The sequence below is a fragment of the Xanthomonas sp. CFBP 8151 genome (genome assembly GCF_011761885.1).
Taxonomy (GTDB): domain Bacteria; phylum Pseudomonadota; class Gammaproteobacteria; order Xanthomonadales; family Xanthomonadaceae; genus Xanthomonas; species Xanthomonas arboricola_B.
Genome location: NZ_JAASQZ010000001.1, coordinates 1,685,640 through 1,701,852, shown reverse-complemented (window position 1 = coordinate 1,701,852; position 16,213 = coordinate 1,685,640). Strand labels below are relative to the sequence as shown.

The 16,213-nt window shown below is 66.3% G+C and carries 14 protein-coding genes; 6 read left to right on the top strand and 8 right to left on the bottom strand.

The window, feature by feature from the left end; all coding sequences use genetic code 11:
- Position 1: 1 nt before the first annotated feature.
- The 5 genes from FHT08_RS07190 to FHT08_RS07170 form a co-directional block, all read right to left on the bottom strand.
- Positions 2 to 1,621 carry a glucoamylase family protein gene (locus tag FHT08_RS07190; protein ID WP_053045120.1) on the bottom strand — a complete coding sequence of 540 codons (1,620 nt, stop codon included), beginning with the start codon at positions 1,619 to 1,621 and terminating at the stop codon, positions 2 to 4.
- Between the two features lie 101 nt (positions 1,622 to 1,722).
- Complete coding sequence (locus FHT08_RS07185; RefSeq protein WP_166774681.1) at positions 1,723 to 4,710, bottom strand: TonB-dependent receptor; 2,988 nt, start codon at positions 4,708 to 4,710, stop codon at positions 1,723 to 1,725.
- A gap of 121 nt (positions 4,711 to 4,831) precedes the next feature.
- On the bottom strand, positions 4,832 to 5,854 hold the full coding sequence (locus FHT08_RS07180; RefSeq protein ID WP_166774680.1) for a LacI family DNA-binding transcriptional regulator: 1,023 nt from the start codon (positions 5,852 to 5,854) through the stop codon (positions 4,832 to 4,834).
- A gap of 330 nt (positions 5,855 to 6,184) precedes the next feature.
- Entirely contained in the window at positions 6,185 to 6,454 is a 270-nt protein-coding gene (locus FHT08_RS07175) for a BolA family protein (protein WP_016904540.1), read from the bottom strand.
- Positions 6,451 to 6,750 (bottom strand): YciI family protein, encoded by a 300-nt coding sequence (locus FHT08_RS07170; RefSeq protein WP_166774679.1) that lies wholly within the window; start codon positions 6,748 to 6,750, stop codon positions 6,451 to 6,453. The genes FHT08_RS07175 and FHT08_RS07170 overlap by 4 nt, the downstream gene beginning before the upstream one ends.
- A gap of 350 nt (positions 6,751 to 7,100) precedes the next feature.
- Here FHT08_RS07170 and FHT08_RS07165 point away from each other — a divergent pair, with 350 nt between their 5' ends.
- Genes FHT08_RS07165 through FHT08_RS07155 form a run of 3 tightly spaced genes read left to right on the top strand, consistent with a single transcriptional unit; the run spans position 7,101 to position 10,822 of the window.
- Positions 7,101 to 8,006, top strand: a complete 906-nt coding sequence (locus FHT08_RS07165; RefSeq protein WP_104604726.1) for a ScpA family protein — start codon at positions 7,101 to 7,103, stop codon at positions 8,004 to 8,006.
- The gene (gene scpB / locus FHT08_RS07160; RefSeq protein WP_208408841.1) at positions 7,984 to 9,195 is read left to right on the top strand and encodes an SMC-Scp complex subunit ScpB; all 1,212 of its coding nucleotides are present in this window, start codon (positions 7,984 to 7,986) and stop codon (positions 9,193 to 9,195) included. The genes FHT08_RS07165 and scpB overlap by 23 nt, the downstream gene beginning before the upstream one ends.
- On the top strand, positions 9,188 to 10,822 hold the full coding sequence (locus tag FHT08_RS07155) for a pseudouridine synthase (RefSeq protein ID WP_104537157.1): 1,635 nt from the start codon (positions 9,188 to 9,190) through the stop codon (positions 10,820 to 10,822). The genes scpB and FHT08_RS07155 overlap by 8 nt, the downstream gene beginning before the upstream one ends.
- Before the next feature lie 221 nt (positions 10,823 to 11,043).
- Here the strand turns inward: FHT08_RS07155 and FHT08_RS07150 are convergent, their stop codons facing one another.
- Positions 11,044 to 11,481 (bottom strand): hypothetical protein, encoded by a 438-nt coding sequence (locus FHT08_RS07150; RefSeq protein ID WP_010372925.1) that lies wholly within the window; start codon positions 11,479 to 11,481, stop codon positions 11,044 to 11,046.
- Positions 11,482 to 11,646: 165 nt separating this feature from the next.
- Between FHT08_RS07150 and FHT08_RS07145 the strand changes: the two genes are divergently transcribed.
- Positions 11,647 to 12,417 carry a glutaminyl-peptide cyclotransferase gene (locus tag FHT08_RS07145; RefSeq protein ID WP_104604730.1) on the top strand — a complete coding sequence of 257 codons (771 nt, stop codon included), beginning with the start codon at positions 11,647 to 11,649 and terminating at the stop codon, positions 12,415 to 12,417.
- A gap of 94 nt (positions 12,418 to 12,511) precedes the next feature.
- Here the strand turns inward: FHT08_RS07145 and FHT08_RS07140 are convergent, their stop codons facing one another.
- Positions 12,512 to 13,312, bottom strand: coding sequence for an amidohydrolase (locus FHT08_RS07140; RefSeq protein WP_166774677.1), 801 nt, complete (start codon positions 13,310 to 13,312; stop codon positions 12,512 to 12,514).
- A 207-nt stretch (positions 13,313 to 13,519) separates the two neighbouring features.
- A complete protein-coding gene (locus FHT08_RS07135; protein WP_166774676.1) occupies positions 13,520 to 14,668 on the bottom strand; it encodes a pyridoxal phosphate-dependent aminotransferase in 1,149 nt (382 codons plus the stop codon).
- Positions 14,669 to 14,866: 198 nt separating this feature from the next.
- Between FHT08_RS07135 and ccmA the strand changes: the two genes are divergently transcribed.
- Both ccmA and ccmB read left to right on the top strand, forming a co-directional pair.
- Complete coding sequence (gene ccmA / locus FHT08_RS07130; protein WP_104537153.1) at positions 14,867 to 15,511, top strand: heme ABC exporter ATP-binding protein CcmA; 645 nt, start codon at positions 14,867 to 14,869, stop codon at positions 15,509 to 15,511.
- Positions 15,508 to 16,203, top strand: coding sequence for a heme exporter protein CcmB (gene ccmB / locus FHT08_RS07125; protein WP_166774675.1), 696 nt, complete (start codon positions 15,508 to 15,510; stop codon positions 16,201 to 16,203). Before ccmA ends, ccmB begins: the two co-directional genes overlap by 4 nt.
- Positions 16,204 to 16,213: the final 10 nt, after the last annotated feature.

Genomic DNA, 16,213 nt, shown 5'->3' with positions numbered 1-16,213 from the left:
ATTACTCGGGTTTTTGGCGTTGCGAGGGGTCTTGCTGGGCCTGGGCGGCGGCGGCGCGCGACTCGGCCATGCCCAGCGCGCGGGCGGCGGCCTTCTGCTCGTCCTTCTGTGGCGCCGGCTGCGGCTCGCCTTCGGGGGTGAGCCAGCCGCCGGTGAAGCCGGCGCGTTCCAGGCCGGCCCGGATGTAGGGGTTCTTCTTCATCACGGTCCAGACGAATTCGTTCTGGTAGTTGGCGATCATCGCCAGGATCGGGCCCTGGTCGATGGCGATGTAGTCGCTGGCCACCCAGCCACGGTCCGGCACCATGCGCCCGGTCTTGAGCGGGATGTCGTAGTTGAAGCTGGGATTGAACGAGTCCAGAAAGCCGTAGCTGGAATACAGGAAATCACCATAGCGCTTGTGCATTTCCTCGGTGGCCGGGATCACCACTTCCGGGGCGAACACGATCGAGGAAATCGCCGCCGACGGCACGATGGTGCCGTCGTCGAAGTTCTCGCGCAGGCCGGCGCCGCGCGAGGAGTAGTGGCGGAACTGGCGCTGCTCGCCACGGTATTCCTGGCTGGTGTTCTGCGGCCCGTCGCCGGCGGTCAGGCCCCAGACGTTCTCGCCGTAGTCCTTCCACTTCATCGGGTTGTCGATGGCGTAGTCGCGCTGGGCCAGGGTGGCGCGGCGGCTGTTGAGGAAATAGTCGATGCCGCGTTCGCGCATGTACTGGTCCTGGATATCGCGGAAATCGATCCAGACATGGCTGTACTGGTGACCGAACAGCGGGCCGAAGGACAGGTATTCCTGGCCCTGGTAGACGCCCCAGTCGTTGTTGTAGGTGCGGGTCCAGCTGGTCCACGCATCCACATCCACACCGTGGGTCGGCGAGCCGAGCGCGAGGATGTACAGCATCATCGCCTCGTTGTAGCCCATCCAGTCGTGGTCAATGAAGCCGCTCTCGGGGAACCAGCCCATCGAGATCAGCGGCGCGCGCTGCTGCAGCCAGCGCCAGTCCACGCGCTTGTACAGCGCATCGGCGATCTGCCGGATCTCTTTCTCGCGCGGGTCGTCGCCGTCGTAATACGACTGGGTGAACAGCACGCCCATCATCAGCAGCGCGGTGTCCACGCTCGACAGCTCGACCCAGCTGTCGTAACGGTTGCCCTGCTGCATGTCCAGAAAGTGGTAGTAGAAGCCCTTGTACCCGGCCCTACCGGTCCGCTGCGGCCCCATTGGCGCGTCGCGGAAGAATTTGAGTGTGGTCAGGGTGCGGTCGATCGCCTGATTGCGACTGACCCAGCCGTTCTCGATGCCGATCGGGTACGCGGTCAGCGCAAACCCCACCGAGGCGATGCTGGCGAACGGGCGCGACGGAAACCGGTCCGGCGACAGCCCATTGAGTTCGTTGGTGGTATCCCAGAAAAACTGGAAGGTGCGGCGCTCGATGTCCGAGAACAGCGGCGGCAGCGGCGGTTTGACTGGCTTGGGTGGCAGCTGCGCTTCCACCAGGATGATTTTCACCGGTGCCTTCTTTTCGGCCACTTTGGGTTGCTCGGCCTGTTTGCAGGACGCCAGTACCAGCGCACCCAGCAATAGTGGAATGGTCAACCAATACGACGTCCTGCCCCTGTTCATCCGCCCCCCACGTGTGTAATCGATTACATCTCGCACGCCAACCTACCCTATCCAAGCGCCGAGTTCGACCGCCCCGGCATCTGCCGGAGCGGTCGAGCACCTCACCAGTTCAGGCCAAAGGCCAGACGGAAGGTACGCATCGGCGACGCCAGCACACCGGTCGGGGTGCCGTAAGCCGTGTTCAAGTCTCCGAGTGTCCCGGTCTCGCCGTTAAAGTTGGCGTAGTTCACCCAATTGAACACGTTGAGGATATCCGCACGCACGTTGAATTTGACACCGCCACCGGTATCCCATTCTTTATTGGCGGCGATGCTGAACTCCTTGTAGCCCAGCGTACCGTCCGGCTTGAACTGCACGATGTAGCACTGATCGTTGCCGGCCAGGCAGTTCTGCCCGTAACGCGCGGTCTGGCTGGCCAGCGACAGCTTGCCGGACAGTTTGATCTCGTACGGCAGCTCGTAGATGCCGGTGACCACCAGGCGGTTCTTGGCGATGCCGCCGGCCTCGCGCCAGCCGTAGTCTTCGACGCGCTCGCGGTCCAGTGCGTAGTGCTCGCCGAACTGGCGGTTCTCCTTGGCGTCGGAATAGGTGTAGGCCACGGTCAGGCCCCAGCCGGATTCCTCGTCGAACGGCTTTTCCACCTGCAGGGCGAGCTGGTTGTTGCGGGTTTCCACGCCGTTGGTGCCCAGCACGATGGCGCTGTAGCCGTCCGGGCCGTCGGTCGGCGAGCCAGAGGTGGTGCCCGGCTGGAAGAACGACCCATCCGGCAGACGATTGCCGCGCACGAATGCGAAGCCGTCGTGGCTTTCGATGCGGCTCAGGGTCACGTCGGTGAACCAGTCCTGGCCCCACAGCGGCACCATGTTGCGCATGCCGATGCTGAATTGGTCCGAATACGGGGTCTTGATGTTGTTGTCGATCAGGTAGACCTCGCGACCGCCGCCGCCACTGCTGGTCGCCGCCAGTGCGTCGAGACCTTCCTGGGTGTTGTAGGCCGGATTCCATGCCACGCACGGGTCGCCCAGGCAGGCTTGGCTATTCTGGTTGTTGGGGTTGGTGAAGTAATAGCTGTAGGACTTGAACGAGTTGTTGAGCTGCTCGAGCGCCAGGTAGTCGAAGATGTTGCGGTCGTACGCGCGGCCGGCACCACCGTAGATCACGTGGGCCTGATCGCCGAACAGGTCATAGGAAGCACCCAGGCGCGGCTGCCAGGCATTCTTGAATGCCTTGCGGTTGTTGCCGGTGCTGATGAAGTTGTTGATGTCGTAGTTGGCGTTCTGCAGGTTGGTCCAGTTCTGCAGCGCACCGGCGACGTCGGACGGGGTGACGAAGTCCAGGAACGCCGGGGTTTCTTCGTAGTCGTAGCGCACGCCCAGGTTCAGGGTCCAGTGCTCGTTGACCTCCCAGTCGTCCTGCAGATAGATGCCGTACTGCTTGTTTTTGGACACCACCGAACCGCCACCTTCGACCAGCGGCGCACCGAAGCGCACCCGGTACGGCGTTTCGAGATCGCCAAGGATGTTGTAGTAGTACTGCGGATTGGCCGGGTTGAACTGGGTGGAATCCAGATCGATGCTCTTGAACTTCACGCCCATCTTGACGGTGTGCGCGCCGTGCCATTCCAGGCTGTTCAGGGTCAGGTCGTCCTGGAAGGTCCAGCCCTTCTGACCCTTGCGCTGGAAGCTGCTGCCGGCGCCGGCGGACAGCACTTCGTCCTCGATGCCGCGCACCGGCGCATAACTCAGCACATAACCGGTGCCGTTGTTGATCGGCGCCTGGTTCCAGAACGCGCTCTCGTAGCTGAGGTTGGCTTCGTTGAGGAAATTGGCACCGCTGTACTGCCAGCGCAGGTTGGCGCGCTTTTCTTCCTGGCCGTTGATGCTGCCGTGCTCCAGGGTCGAGGTGCCGCCGACGTCGTTGAGCTCGTCTTCCTTGCGGTACTTGCCACTCAGCTCGAACAGGCTGTTGTCGCCGATGGTCCAGTCGATCTTGGCGAAGTACAGGTCTTCCTTGAACGGCGTGCTGTAGGTGGCGACCAGCGGCTGCAACTGCGTGGGTAGCTGATCGACGCGGTCCGAATAGATCGAACCGGGGATCACCACGTTCGGCGTGGTGTATTCCTTGGCTTCATAGGCGACGAAGAAATGCGCCTTGTCCTTCAGGATCGGGCCGCTGAAGGTCGCGCCGTATTGGGTTTCCTCGAAGTCGTCGCGCACGCCGGCGCGCTTTTCCAGCGGGCTCTCCTCGCGCCAGCCGTCATTGCTGGTGTCCCAGAAGAAGCTGCCATGGAAATCGTTGGTACCGGACTTGGACGAGGCCACGATGGCCGCGCCGCTGACCTGGTCGAACTCGGCCTTGTAATTGGAGGTGATGACCTTGTATTCGCCGATCGCCGACTGCGGGAACGGATTGCCGCGGCTGGAATCCTGGCCGCTGACGCCACCGGTCAGCACGTAGTTCTTCTGGCTCACGCCGTCGATGTAGACGTTGGTGCCTTCGGCCGAGGTGGCGCCCGAGCGGACCTTGGTGGTGCCGTTGGCATCGCGGGTGAACTGCACGTTCGGCACGGTGTCGGCCAGTTCCAGGAAGTTGCGCGTGGCACGCGGCAGGTTCTGGATCTGCACGTTGGAGATATAGGTGGCGTTCTCGGAGGTACGGGTTTCCACCAGCACCGGCGGCGCCTTGACCTGCACCGCGTCCAGCGTGGTGGCGTTACCACCGGCGGCCGTGGCCGGTTCGCCGCCGACGCCCAGATTCAGCGTGGCGGTCTGGCCGACCTGCACGGTGACGTTCTGCGAGGTGGTCTGGCCATTGGCGGTGACGTCCAGGCGGTACGAGCCCGGCGGCAGGCCGCCGAGCGAGTAGCCGCCGTTGCTGACCTGCACGGTGCGGGTCAGGCCGGTGGCAAGGTTGGTCGCGGTGACCTGGGCCTGGCTGGCAGGTGCCGAGTCGACGGTGACCTGGCCGCGGATGGTCGCGGCGGCACTCTGCGCGAAGGCCGGTGCTGCGCCCAGCAGCAGGCAACTGGCCAATGCGCAGCTGAGCAGCTTGCGTGCCGGGCTGGCGGAATGGGGGTAGTGGTGGCGCATTGGTCCCTCCAGGGATCGGTACAGATTGTTGTTGTGGCGTTGCGACTTGCAGGAACGACCGCTGCGGGGGGCAGCGGGAGCGGACAGAACGTCCGCGAAAAGGGTCAGCGGGCTGGAAACCTCAGGGGCGGGGCTCGCCGGCGCCGCAGGAAGCGCGGATCACCAGTTCGGGCGTGAGCAGTTGGCGGATGCCGTCATCACGGCCGGGCTGGTCCACCAGCCGCATCAGCCGGGACATTGCCTGCTCGCCCAGGCGCGCGATGCTGACCCGCATCGTGGTCAGCGCCGGGTGGACGAAACGGGCCAATGGAATATCGTCGAAGCCGGCCAGTGCGACGTCGCCGGGCACCGAGACATCGGCCTGGGCAAACGCGTACAGGCAGCCCAACGCGGTCATGTCATTGGCGGCGAACACCGCATCGGGCAGCGGCCCGTCCGCCAGCATCGCCTGCCCGGCGCGGTGGCCGGAGGCCTCGTCGAAGTCGCCGGGCAATTCGATGCCCTGCGCCGTGTGCCCGTGTGCGGCGATCGCATCGCGGAAGCCGCGCAGGCGTTCGCGCGCATCGAAATTGAGCGCCGGCCCGCCGATGAACGCGATGCGTCGATGCCCGGCCGACAGCAGGTGCTCGGTCATCGCCATCGCGCCGGCATGGTCGTCGATGCTCAGCACCGGGTAGGCATCGCCGGGAACGTGCGCGTTGATCAATACCGTGGGCAGCGCCTGCGGCAGGTTATCGGTGAGGAACCCCGGCTGCTCGGCATACGGCGACAGCACCAGCAGACCATCCACCCGCCCGCGCATGGACTGCAATGCCCTGCCCTGCGCCTCCGGGTCGCCGTGGTAACTGGACACCAGCAGATGCTGGCCGGCGGCACGCGCCGCGCCGTCGATCCCGCGGATCAGTTCGGAAAAGAATTCGCCATACAGATCGGGCAGCACCACCCCTAAGGTCTGGGTGCGTCGGCTGCTGAGGCTGCGGGCTGCCGCATGCGGGCTGTAGCGCAGCCGCGCGGCCACGTCCTGCACCAGCTGGCGCACCGGCCCGGCGACGTTGTCATGCCCATTGAGCGCACGCGACACCGTTGCGACGGAGACCTGTGCTTCCCTGGCGACATCTTTGATGGTGACCGCACCCTTGGCCATTCGTGTCGCCCTCCGCGACCGAGTTCCCAAAACTGGCGCGGACTGTAAGCGTTTTCATACAGGGGCGTAAACCCCTGTCTTCACGCTCGTGAAAACGCTTACAGATCAAGCATCTGCAAGTGATGAATGCGTGAAGCAATGTGTTGCGTCGCAACAAATACCGCCCATGGGTCCACGGACGAAGGCCGACGGCGATCACGGTTGGGGGCGGTTTGGTCTGCTGCGCACGGAACGGTCGCCGCCCGTAGGAGCGCACCCGGGCGCGACAGGCCTTACCGATAGCCCCTTCGCGCCCGGGTGCGCTCCTGCGACGGCGGCTTGATTGCCTGGTTACCCGGCCTCGCCGGGCGCGATCGCCTCGATCGACAGCGCGTGGATATCGGTCTGCATCATCTCGCCCACTGCGGCATAGACCGCGCGGTGCCGCGCCAGCGGCGGCTTGCCGGCGAAGGCGGCGCTGACCACGCGCACATTGAAATGCCCACGCCCGTCGCGCGCGCCGGCATGCCCGGCGTGGCGATGGCTGTCGTCCACCACCTCCAGCTCGGTCGGCGCCAGCGCCGCCTGCAGCGCGGTGCGGATCCGCTCGACCCGGCTCATGGCAACACCCGGCGGAACGGACGCACCTCGGTGCGCACGTACACGCCCGCCTCGACGTACGGGTCGGCATCGGCCCAGGCGCGGGCGGCGTCCAGCGCCTCGAATTCGGCGATGACCACGCTGCCGCTGAAACCGGCCGGGCCGGGATCGTCGGCATCGATCGCCGGGCATGGGCCGGCCACCAGCAGGCGCCCTGCCGCCGCCAGCGCCTGCAAACGGGCCAGATGCGCCGGTCGCGCCTGCTGCCGCGCCGCCAGTGCGTCGGCCCGGTCATACCCTTCGATTACGTACCACATAGGCCACCTCGCCCAAGACGTGAAGAACAGCCTCGGGATTCTAGCTGCCTCAGCGCTGGACACCGCCCCCGCGCACGCATTACCCTTGCCACCACTGCACACGCAATCGGACGCAGCGGCCCGTCGGCCCAGGCCCCACGCCTCCTCGACGACCGATTCGCTGCCCACCGCCGACCCGCGTAGACGACCTCCTCGCTGTTCCGTCGCCGCATGCCACGCGGCGCACGTTGTATGTGGATTTGTAGGATCGTGCCGGCACGGGCACGACATTGATCGCAATAACTCAAGGCAAAGCCCTGCAGGCGCGGCTCCGACCGCGGCCGGCGACCGTAACACCCGATGTCGACCTGATGAATTCCGAACTCGCGCACGACGCGAATCCGCCAGCCACGAGCGCGCCGCCACAGCAGCAGGAAATGCCGCTGGCGGTGGTGCATGGGCAACCGGTGCTGCAGATCCCGCAGGATCTGTATATCCCGCCGGACGCGCTGGAAGTCATCCTGGATGCCTTCGAAGGTCCGCTGGACCTGCTGCTGTATCTGATCCGCCGGCAGAATCTGGACATCCTGGATATCCCCGTTGCCGAGATCACCCGGCAGTACGTGGATTACATCAACGTGATGCAGGAGCTGCGCTTCGAACTGGCGGCCGAATATCTGGTGATGGCCGCGATCCTGGCCGAGATCAAGTCGCGCATGCTGTTGCCGCGCCCGCCCAGCCAGGAAGGCGAAGAAAACGATCCACGCGCCGAGTTGGTGCGCCGGCTGCAGGAATACGAACGCTTCAAGCAGGCGGCCGAGGATCTGGATACCCTGCCGCGCATGGGCCGCGACAGCGCGCCGGTGCAGGCGCATCTGCCCGAGCGCGCCGCGGTCAAGCTGCCGCCGCCGGTGGAACTGAAAGAAATGCTGATGGCGCTGTACGACGTGCTCAAACGCGCCGAACTGTTCACCGGCCATGCGATCAAGCGCGAGGCGCTGAGTGTGCGCCAGCGCATGGGCGATGTGCTGAGCCGTCTGGACGATGGCAGGTTCTATCGCTTCGAATCGCTGTTCACCGCCGAAGAAGGCAAGCTCGGCGTGCTGGTCACCTTCCTGGCGCTGCTCGAACTGGCCAAGGAGCAATTGCTGGACATCGTGCAGGAGGCGCCGCTGGCGCCGATCTACGTGAAGTCGCTGGCGCTGGGCAATACCAATGCGCCGCTGCAATTCTCCAGCGAATTCGACGACAGCGATGCCGCCAACGAACCTCTCTGAAGCCGATCACCGAATGGATCAAGCGTTGATCACCCGCATTATCGAAGCTGCCCTGCTGGCGAGCAGCCAGCCGCTGACGCTGGCGCAGCTGCAGGGCGTGTTTCCGGAAGAAGAACCGGCGCCGCCCGGCAGCGTCGAGCGCGCGCTGGAACTGCTGCGCGACGGCTGCGCCAAACGCGGCGTGGAGCTGGTCGAGGTAGCCTCGGGCTTCCGCTTCCAGGTCAAGGCCGACGTGCATGGCTGGGTCGCCCGACTGTGGACCGAGCGCCGCACCAAGTACACCCGCGCCACGCTGGAAACCCTGGCGCTGATCGCCTACCGCCAGCCGATCACCCGCGGCGAGATCGAGCAGGTGCGCGGCGTGGCGGTCAGCAGCAACATCATCCAGGCGCTGGAAGAACGCGAGTGGATCCGCGTGGTCGGCCACCGCGACGTGCCCGGCAAGCCGGCCCTGTTCGGCACCACCAAGGGCTTTCTGGATTACTTCGGGCTCAAGCGATTGGATGAGCTGCCGCCATTGTCTGAGTTGAAGGACATCGCCGAGCTGGAACCGCAGTTGCCGCTGGACCGCGACGGCCAACTGGATGGCGCGGTGCCGGCGTCGGCGGCGATGGATGCGGACGCGGATGCGGCGAAAGCAGGCGGCGCCGATGCAACGACTGACGCGGCGGCGGATGCAGGTGCTGAAGTGGACGCCGACCCGGGCGACGCTGCGCCGGAACACCGCGATGCGCAGGACGTGCTGCCGGCATCGGGCAGCACCACCGACGCAAGCAGCGACAGCGACGACGCAACGCACGTCGATGCCGATCCCGATGCCGAGATGGCTGTTGATGCCGATGTCGATACCGACGATGTCGACATCAGCGACCAGACTGCCGGCACGGACACTGCATTCGACGCTGAAAACGGACACCATGCCGACGCGGTCGATGACCACGCCAGCGCCGATGAATCAAGTAACCAAACACCGCAACACCCCGAGCATGCCTCGGCGCAGGACCTGAACCCGTTGGACCAAGATGACGCCCGTGAGGGCGACCCCGACACCGCGCCGGGAACGCGCGCGGATGCAGTGAACGAAGACGAAGACAACGCCGTCGCGACGACGACCGTGGCTGTTGACGAAGCCGATTCCGACCCAGAGGCCGACCCAGAACGCGTCGGCCGGAGCCAGACACATGAGTGACACCCCCCGCAAGCTGTCGTTGAACAAGCTTTCCCTCAAGCGCGACAGCGCGCCCGAAGCGCCCAAGCTGGAAGAGCGCCTGCACAAGGTGCTGGCCCAGGCCGGCCTGGGGTCGCGCCGCGCGCTCGAACAGCGTATCGCCGATGGCCTGATCAAGGTCAATGGCGCCGTCGCGCAGACCGGCATGTCGGTGCGCAGCGGCGACAAGATCGAGCTGGATGGCCGCAGTTTCGTGGCCAGCGCGCTGACCGAACCGGCGCGCGTACTGATCTACAACAAGCCCGAAGGCGAAGTGACCACGCGCGAAGACCCCGAAGGCCGCCCGACCGTATTCGAGTCGCTGCCGGCATTGAAAGGCTCGCGCTGGATCGCCATCGGCCGCCTGGACATCAACACCACCGGCCTGCTGCTGCTGACCACCGACGGTGAGCTGGCCAACGCGATGATGCATCCCTCCTACGAGGTCGAGCGCGAATACGTGGTGCGCGTACGCGCACCGGAAGGCGAAGACAAGGTCTCCGACGCCATTATCGAGCGTCTGTCGCGCGGCGTGCTGCTGGAGGACGGCGGCGCCAAGTTCGACGAGATCGAACGCATCGGCGGCACCGACTCGCACGACTGGTTCCGCGTGGTGGTCAAGGAAGGCCGCAACCGCGAAGTGCGGCGCCTGTGGGAGTCGCAGGGCTGCCAGGTCAGTCGGCTCAAGCGCAGCCGCTACGGCAAGATCTCGCTGCCGCGCGAGCTGCTGCGCGGGCAGTCGATCGAAGTGGCGCAGGACAAGGTCGACAGCTTGCGCGCCGAACTCAAGCTGGAAGAAGGCGCGCCGTCGGCGCTGACGCTGCAGCCGGTGATCGGCCAGCGCCGCGCCGCAAAGTCCACCGTGCACGTCTCGCGCGATGGCCGCAGCAATGCCTACGTCAACGGCCAGACCTCCGGCGCCGACGAAGGCCGCGAACTGCGCCGCTTCGACAACCTGCGCGAAGATCGCGGCGGCCGTGGCCGTGGCAAGCCGGGCGGTTTCCGCGGCGGCCTCACTGTCAGCGGCGAAGCGGCGGCCAAGCAGTCGCAGCAGCGCCCGTTCAAGCAGCGCGCCCCCGCCAAGGGCGACCGTGGCCTGCCGGACGGCAACCCGGCCGCGTTCCGTAGCTGGTACGTGCCCGATGGCGTGGGCACCGGCCCGAGCGGTCACCGCAATGCCGGCCCCGGCGGCCCCGGCACCGGACAGGCGCGCCCGTATGCGAAGAAGGGTCCGGGCGGCGCGCGCCCAGGTGGCGGCGCGGGCAATGCACGTCCCGGCGCAGGCGGCCCGGGGCGTGGCGGCGCCGGTGGCGGACAGGGCCCGTCGCAGGGCCAAGGCCAGGGGCAGCGCAAGCACCCGTACGGTCATCCGGGCAATGCACCGAGCTTCCCATCCGATCACGCCAACCCGGGCTTCAGCCCGTATGGCGCGGCACGTCCTGCGGCCGGTCGCCCGACCGGCGCACGTGCAGGCGGCCCCGGTGGCAACCGTGGTCCGGGCGGCAATCGCGGCCCCGGCGGTCCGGGCGGCGCGCCGCGTGGACCGGGTGGTCGTCCGCCGGGCGGCGGCAATCGGCGCCCGCCGGGCGGCGGTAATCGCGGGCGCTGAACTGCAGCACGCGCACCAATAAAAAACGGCCCCGTAGAGGGCCGTTTTTTATTGGCGTTTCCGTTCGCGCTCAATATCGCAGGTGCTTGTGACAGCCAATTACTTGCGTCAGCAGCGACAGGCAGGTCGTAGAACACCAGCGCGCAGTCGCACTGTCCAGGCGCTGCGCGCGCAGGCGGGCGTCGACGATTGGCGACGCCTGCGCTGCACTGCGCAGCCTCTTACTTGCGACGCTCGATGACGAAGTTGCCCACGGCAACGCCCAGATCGACGCCCTCGCCGGTGCCGGCCAGGGCCAGCGAAATGTCGCCCTTGGTGACCACCTGCGCCGTGCTGGACTTGACCACGCCGGCATGCGCCTCGGCCGCCGCGTAGGTGCCGAACAGATCATTGAGGCTATAGGCGCCCGAGAAGGTACCGCGGCCACCGACGATCTTGGACTTGCCGACGGTCAGCCCGCCACCCTTGCTGGAAATCTTGACCGGGATCACCGCGCCGTTGTCGCACTTGATGGTGCCGGTGCCGCTGGCGGTCTTGTAGAACACCGACCAGCCCGACAGGTTGAACGACAGTTGGCAGTCGATATTGCCGGCCGCCTGCGCTTGCGGTGCAAGCGTCGCGGCGCCCAGCAGCGCGAGAAGGGAAAGGGACTTGATCATGCGGGCATTCCGGTTGGTGAACGTGGCGCCGAGCCTAGCAGCGCCGATGTGGCAGCCGCGACAACATGCCGGCACCGCGCAGGCGATCGTTCAGCGAGCCATTATGTCGCCGGCCGGCTGCCTGCGCCGCAACAGTCTGCGACGGCGGTATGGGATGATTGCGGTATGCCACGCACCGCTTACAGCCTGCTCTTCGCCGCCCTGTTGCTGCCCGCGCTCGCCCATTGCAGCGAGACGATCCCGACCCAGAGCTATACCGTCGTGCGCACCTATCCGCACGACACCGCCGCCTTCACCGAAGGCCTGTTCTATCTCGACGGGTACCTGTACGAGAGCACCGGTGAACTGGGCCGGTCCGGCGTGCGCCAAGTCGAGCTGGAGACCGGCCGCGTCCTGCAGCAGGCCACGACACCGGCGCCGTTTTTCGGCGAAGGCATCGTGGCCTGGCACGACCGCCTGATCCAGCTGACCTGGCGCAATCAGCGCGGATTTGTCTACGACCTGGCGACGCTGACGCCGCACACGCAGTTCAGCTATTCCGGCGAGGGCTGGGCGCTGACCCGCGACGACACCAGCCTGTACATGAGCGATGGCACCGCCCACATTCGACGGCTGGATCCGCAGACGCTGCAACAGGTCGGCAGCATCAAGGTCACTGCCGGCGGCAAGGCGCTGGACAATCTCAACGAGCTGGAATGGGTCAACGGCGAACTGTTGGCGAACGTCTGGTTGACCACCCGCATCGCGCGCATCGACCCGGCCAGCGGCAAGGTGGTCGCCTGGATCGACCTGAAGGCGCTGGTGCCGGACGCCGACACGCTGACCGACCCCGGCAACGATGTGCTCAACGGCATCGCCTACGACGCCGAGCACGATCGCCTGTTCGTCACCGGCAAGCGGTGGCCCAAGATCTACGAGATCAAGTTGGGTGAGTAGCCGGGATTGGGGATTCGGGATTGGGGATTCGCAACCGCGGGCAAGCAAAGAGCTGTGGCTTGCCTGCTTTGCACCAATCCCTAATCCCTAATCCCTAATCCCCAATCACGAAGGCATCTGCATCCAGCATTGCCGGGAAGCGTGCGCGGTGGTCGGCCAGGGCGGCGGCGCTGAGGGTGGTGGTGACCACCTGCGGCTGCTCGCGGATTTCCACCTGCGGCTGGCCGAGGAAATCGATCACGGCGCTGTCGCCGGCGTAGTGCAGCTGATTGCCATCGACGCCGACGCGGTTGACCGCCGCCACAAAACACAGGTTTTCGATCGCGCGTGCGCGCAGCAGCGTCTTCCATGCATAGGCGCGCGCGGACGGCCAGTTGGCGACGAACAGTTGCAGATCGAAATCCAGCTGGCCCGGCCGCTCGACATCGAAACGATTGCGGCAGAACACCGGAAAGCGCAGGTCGTAGCAGACCTGCGGATTGATCCGCCAGCCCTTCCACTCCACCGTCAGGCGATCGCGCCCGGCCGCGTAGCGCAGATGCTCGTTGCCGAAGCGGAACAGATGGCGCTTGTCGTAATACTGCAGCGCCCCGTCCGGCGTGGCCCACAGCAGCCGGTTGAACACGCCCTGCCCGGTGCGCAGCTGCACGCTGCCGGTGATCGCCGCCCCCAGCCGTACGGCCTGCGCACGCACCCAGGCCACGGTCGGCCCGTCCATGTCCTCGGCCTTGTCGATGGCGTCGTTGGAGAACCCGCTGGTAAAGGTTTCCGGCAGGATCACCAGATCGGTCTGCCCGGCCAACGGTTCCAGCAATGCACCGTAGTACTCGCGATTGCCGGCCGGGTCATGCCAGCGGGTGTCGCCTTGGATCAGGGAAACGCGAAGATCGTGCATTGGAGGCTCGGGAATGGGGAATGGGGAATCGGGAATGGGTAGAGCGGGTGTGGTGGTGTCTGTGCGCTATGTGGGGTGACGAAGTCGGAGGGCAGGAAGAACACCAGCGACGAGCTCACGATTCCCTGTCCCGGGCCGGCAGAAATCGAGAAGGAGTCCAGTAACGCTCTTACGATTCCCCAATCCCGATTCCCCATTCCCAGCACTTCAGAGCTGCTGCAACCGCGCGATCGCCGCATCCAGCGTCGCATCGTTCTTGGCAAAGCATAGCCGCGCCAGTCGTTGCCCTTGCGGCGCGGTTTCGTAGAACGGCGACAGCGGAATCGCGGCTACGCCCTTTTCCACCGTCAGCCACTTCACGAACTCGGTGTCGGGCAGGTCGCTGATCGCCGAATAGTCGACCAGCTGGAAATAGCCGCCGGGCACCGGCAACGGCGTCAGGCGCGTGGTCAGCAACTGTTCGCGGAAACGGTCGCGCTTGGCCTGATAGAACGCGCCGAGTTGTTCGTCGTGTTCGGGTTCGTCGCGGATCATCGCAGCAAACGCATGCTGGGCCGGGCCGAAGCTGGTGAAGGTGTTGTATTGGTGCACCTTGCGGAACTCGGCGCTCAGTGCCGGCGGCGCGATGGCGTAGCCGATTTTCCAGCCGGTGCAGTGATAGGTCTTGCCGAAGCTGGAGATCACGAACGCGCGCTCGCGCAGTTCCGGCCAGCGCAACACCGATTCGTGACGACGGCCGTCGAACACGATGTGCTCGTAAACCTCGTCCGAGAGCAGGAAGATGTCGCTGCCGCGCAGCAGCTCGGTCAAGCGCTGCATGTCATCGGCAGACAGCATCGCGCCGGACGGATTGTGCGGCGAGTTGATCATCAGCAGGCGCGTCTTCGGCGTGATCGCCGCGCGCAGCGCCGGCCAATCGATGGCGAAGGTCTGCGGGTCCAGCGCCACGTGCACCGCGCGTGCGCCGGCCAGGTCGATCGCCGGCTCGTAGCAGTCGTAGGCCGGATCCAGCACGATCACCTCCTCGCCTGCGCGCACCACTGCGTGGATGGCGTCGAAGATCGCCTCGGTGGCGCCACTGGTGACGGTGATCTCGCTGTCGGCATCGACCTGCGCGCCATAGCAGCGCTGCGCCTTGCCGGCGATGGCCTGGCGCAACGCCGCAACGCCGGTCATCGGCGGGTACTGGTTGTGGCCGGCGCGCATGGCGCGCTCGAGCTCTTCGACCAGCCGCGACGGCACCGCGAAATCGGGAAAACCCTGGCCCAGATTCACCGCGCCGTGTTCGGCCGCCAGCTGCGACATGACGGTAAAGATGGTGGTGCCCACCTTGGGCAGCTTGGTCGTGAGGGGCATCGGGCCTGTCCGGGCAACAAACGGGGGGACCGCGAGTGTACGCAAAGCCGCCAGGCGGTTGCGCCCGGGCGATGCAAAACAGCGTTCCCGGACACATCACGCCGCCGAACGCGCCCCCGGCAGCGGGCCATCGTCGCTACAATGCGCGCCCTGCCTCGCCCACCCCATGCCGTCCTGCGACGGGAGCCCGCTGCGCCGATGATCGAACCGCTGCACACTGCGCCACCGCTGCTGGCGGCGCGCGCGCTGGCTTTCAGCCGCAACGAGGAGCCGGTGTTCGGCCCGCTGGATTTCCATGTCGACGCCGGCGAGGCGCTACTGGTGCAAGGCGACAACGGCGCCGGCAAGACCACGCTGCTGCGGGTGCTGGCCGGGCTGCTGCAGGTGGAGCGCGGGCAGATCCAGATCGACGGCAAGACCGCGCGGCGTGGCGACCGCAGCCGCTTCATGGCCTATCTGGGCCATCTGCCGGGGCTGAAGGCCGATCTCAGCACGCTGCAGAACCTGCACTTCCTGTGCGGCCTGCATGGCCGCCGCGCCAAGCAGATGCCCGGCAGCGCGCTGGCCATCGTCGGCCTGGCCGGCTACGAGGATGCATTGGTGCGGCAGCTGTCGGCCGGCCAGCGCAAACGCCTGGCGCTGGCACGGCTGTGGTTGTCGCCGGCCCCGCTGTGGCTGCTGGACGAGCCCTATGCCAACCTGGATCTGGACGGCATCACCCTGGTCAACCGGATGATCTCCGCGCACCTGCGCGGCGGTGGCGCGGCGCTGGTCACCACCCACGGCGCCTACGCGGCGCCGCCGGTGCGCACGCGCATGCTCACGCTGGAGGCGGCGGCATGAGCCTGCACTCGCCACAACCCTCGCTGTGGCAGGCCGCGCGCGCGCTGCTCAGCCGCGACCTGCAGCTGCTGTGGCGCCGTCGCAGCGATGCTTTGCAGCCGGCGCTGTTCGCGCTGCTGATGGTGGTGCTGTTCGCGCTGGGCCTGGGTGGTCGCCCGGACCTGCTGGCGCAGGCCGCACCGGCGGTGCTGTGGCTGTCGGTGCTGCTGGCCGGCCTGCTGGCGCTGGATGCGCTGTTCCGCAGCGATGTGGAAGACGGCTCGATGGAGCAATGGCTGCTGGCGCCGGTGCCGTTGGCGTGGCTGATCGCGGTGCGCGTGCTGCTGCACTGGGCGACCAGCGCGCTGCCGTTGATCGCGGTGACGCCGCTGCTGGGCGAATTGCTGCACCTGCCACATGACCAACTACCGGTGCTGCTGGCATCGTTGGCGCTGGGCACACCGCTTCTGAGTCTGCTTGGCGCCGTGGTTGCGGCACTGACGGTGACGATGAAACGCTCTGGTATTCTCGTGGCGTTGCTGGCGTTGCCGTTGTACGTGCCGGTGCTGGTGTTTGGTGCCGGCAGTGTCGCGGCCAGCGGACAGGGACAGGATGCGGTGGGTGCGTTGTTGTTGCTGGGCGCCGGACTGGCGATCGGCGTGGTGCTGGCGCCGCTGGCTGCGGCTGCCGCGATCCGGATTTCGTTGAGTTGAGCCGTGCGGT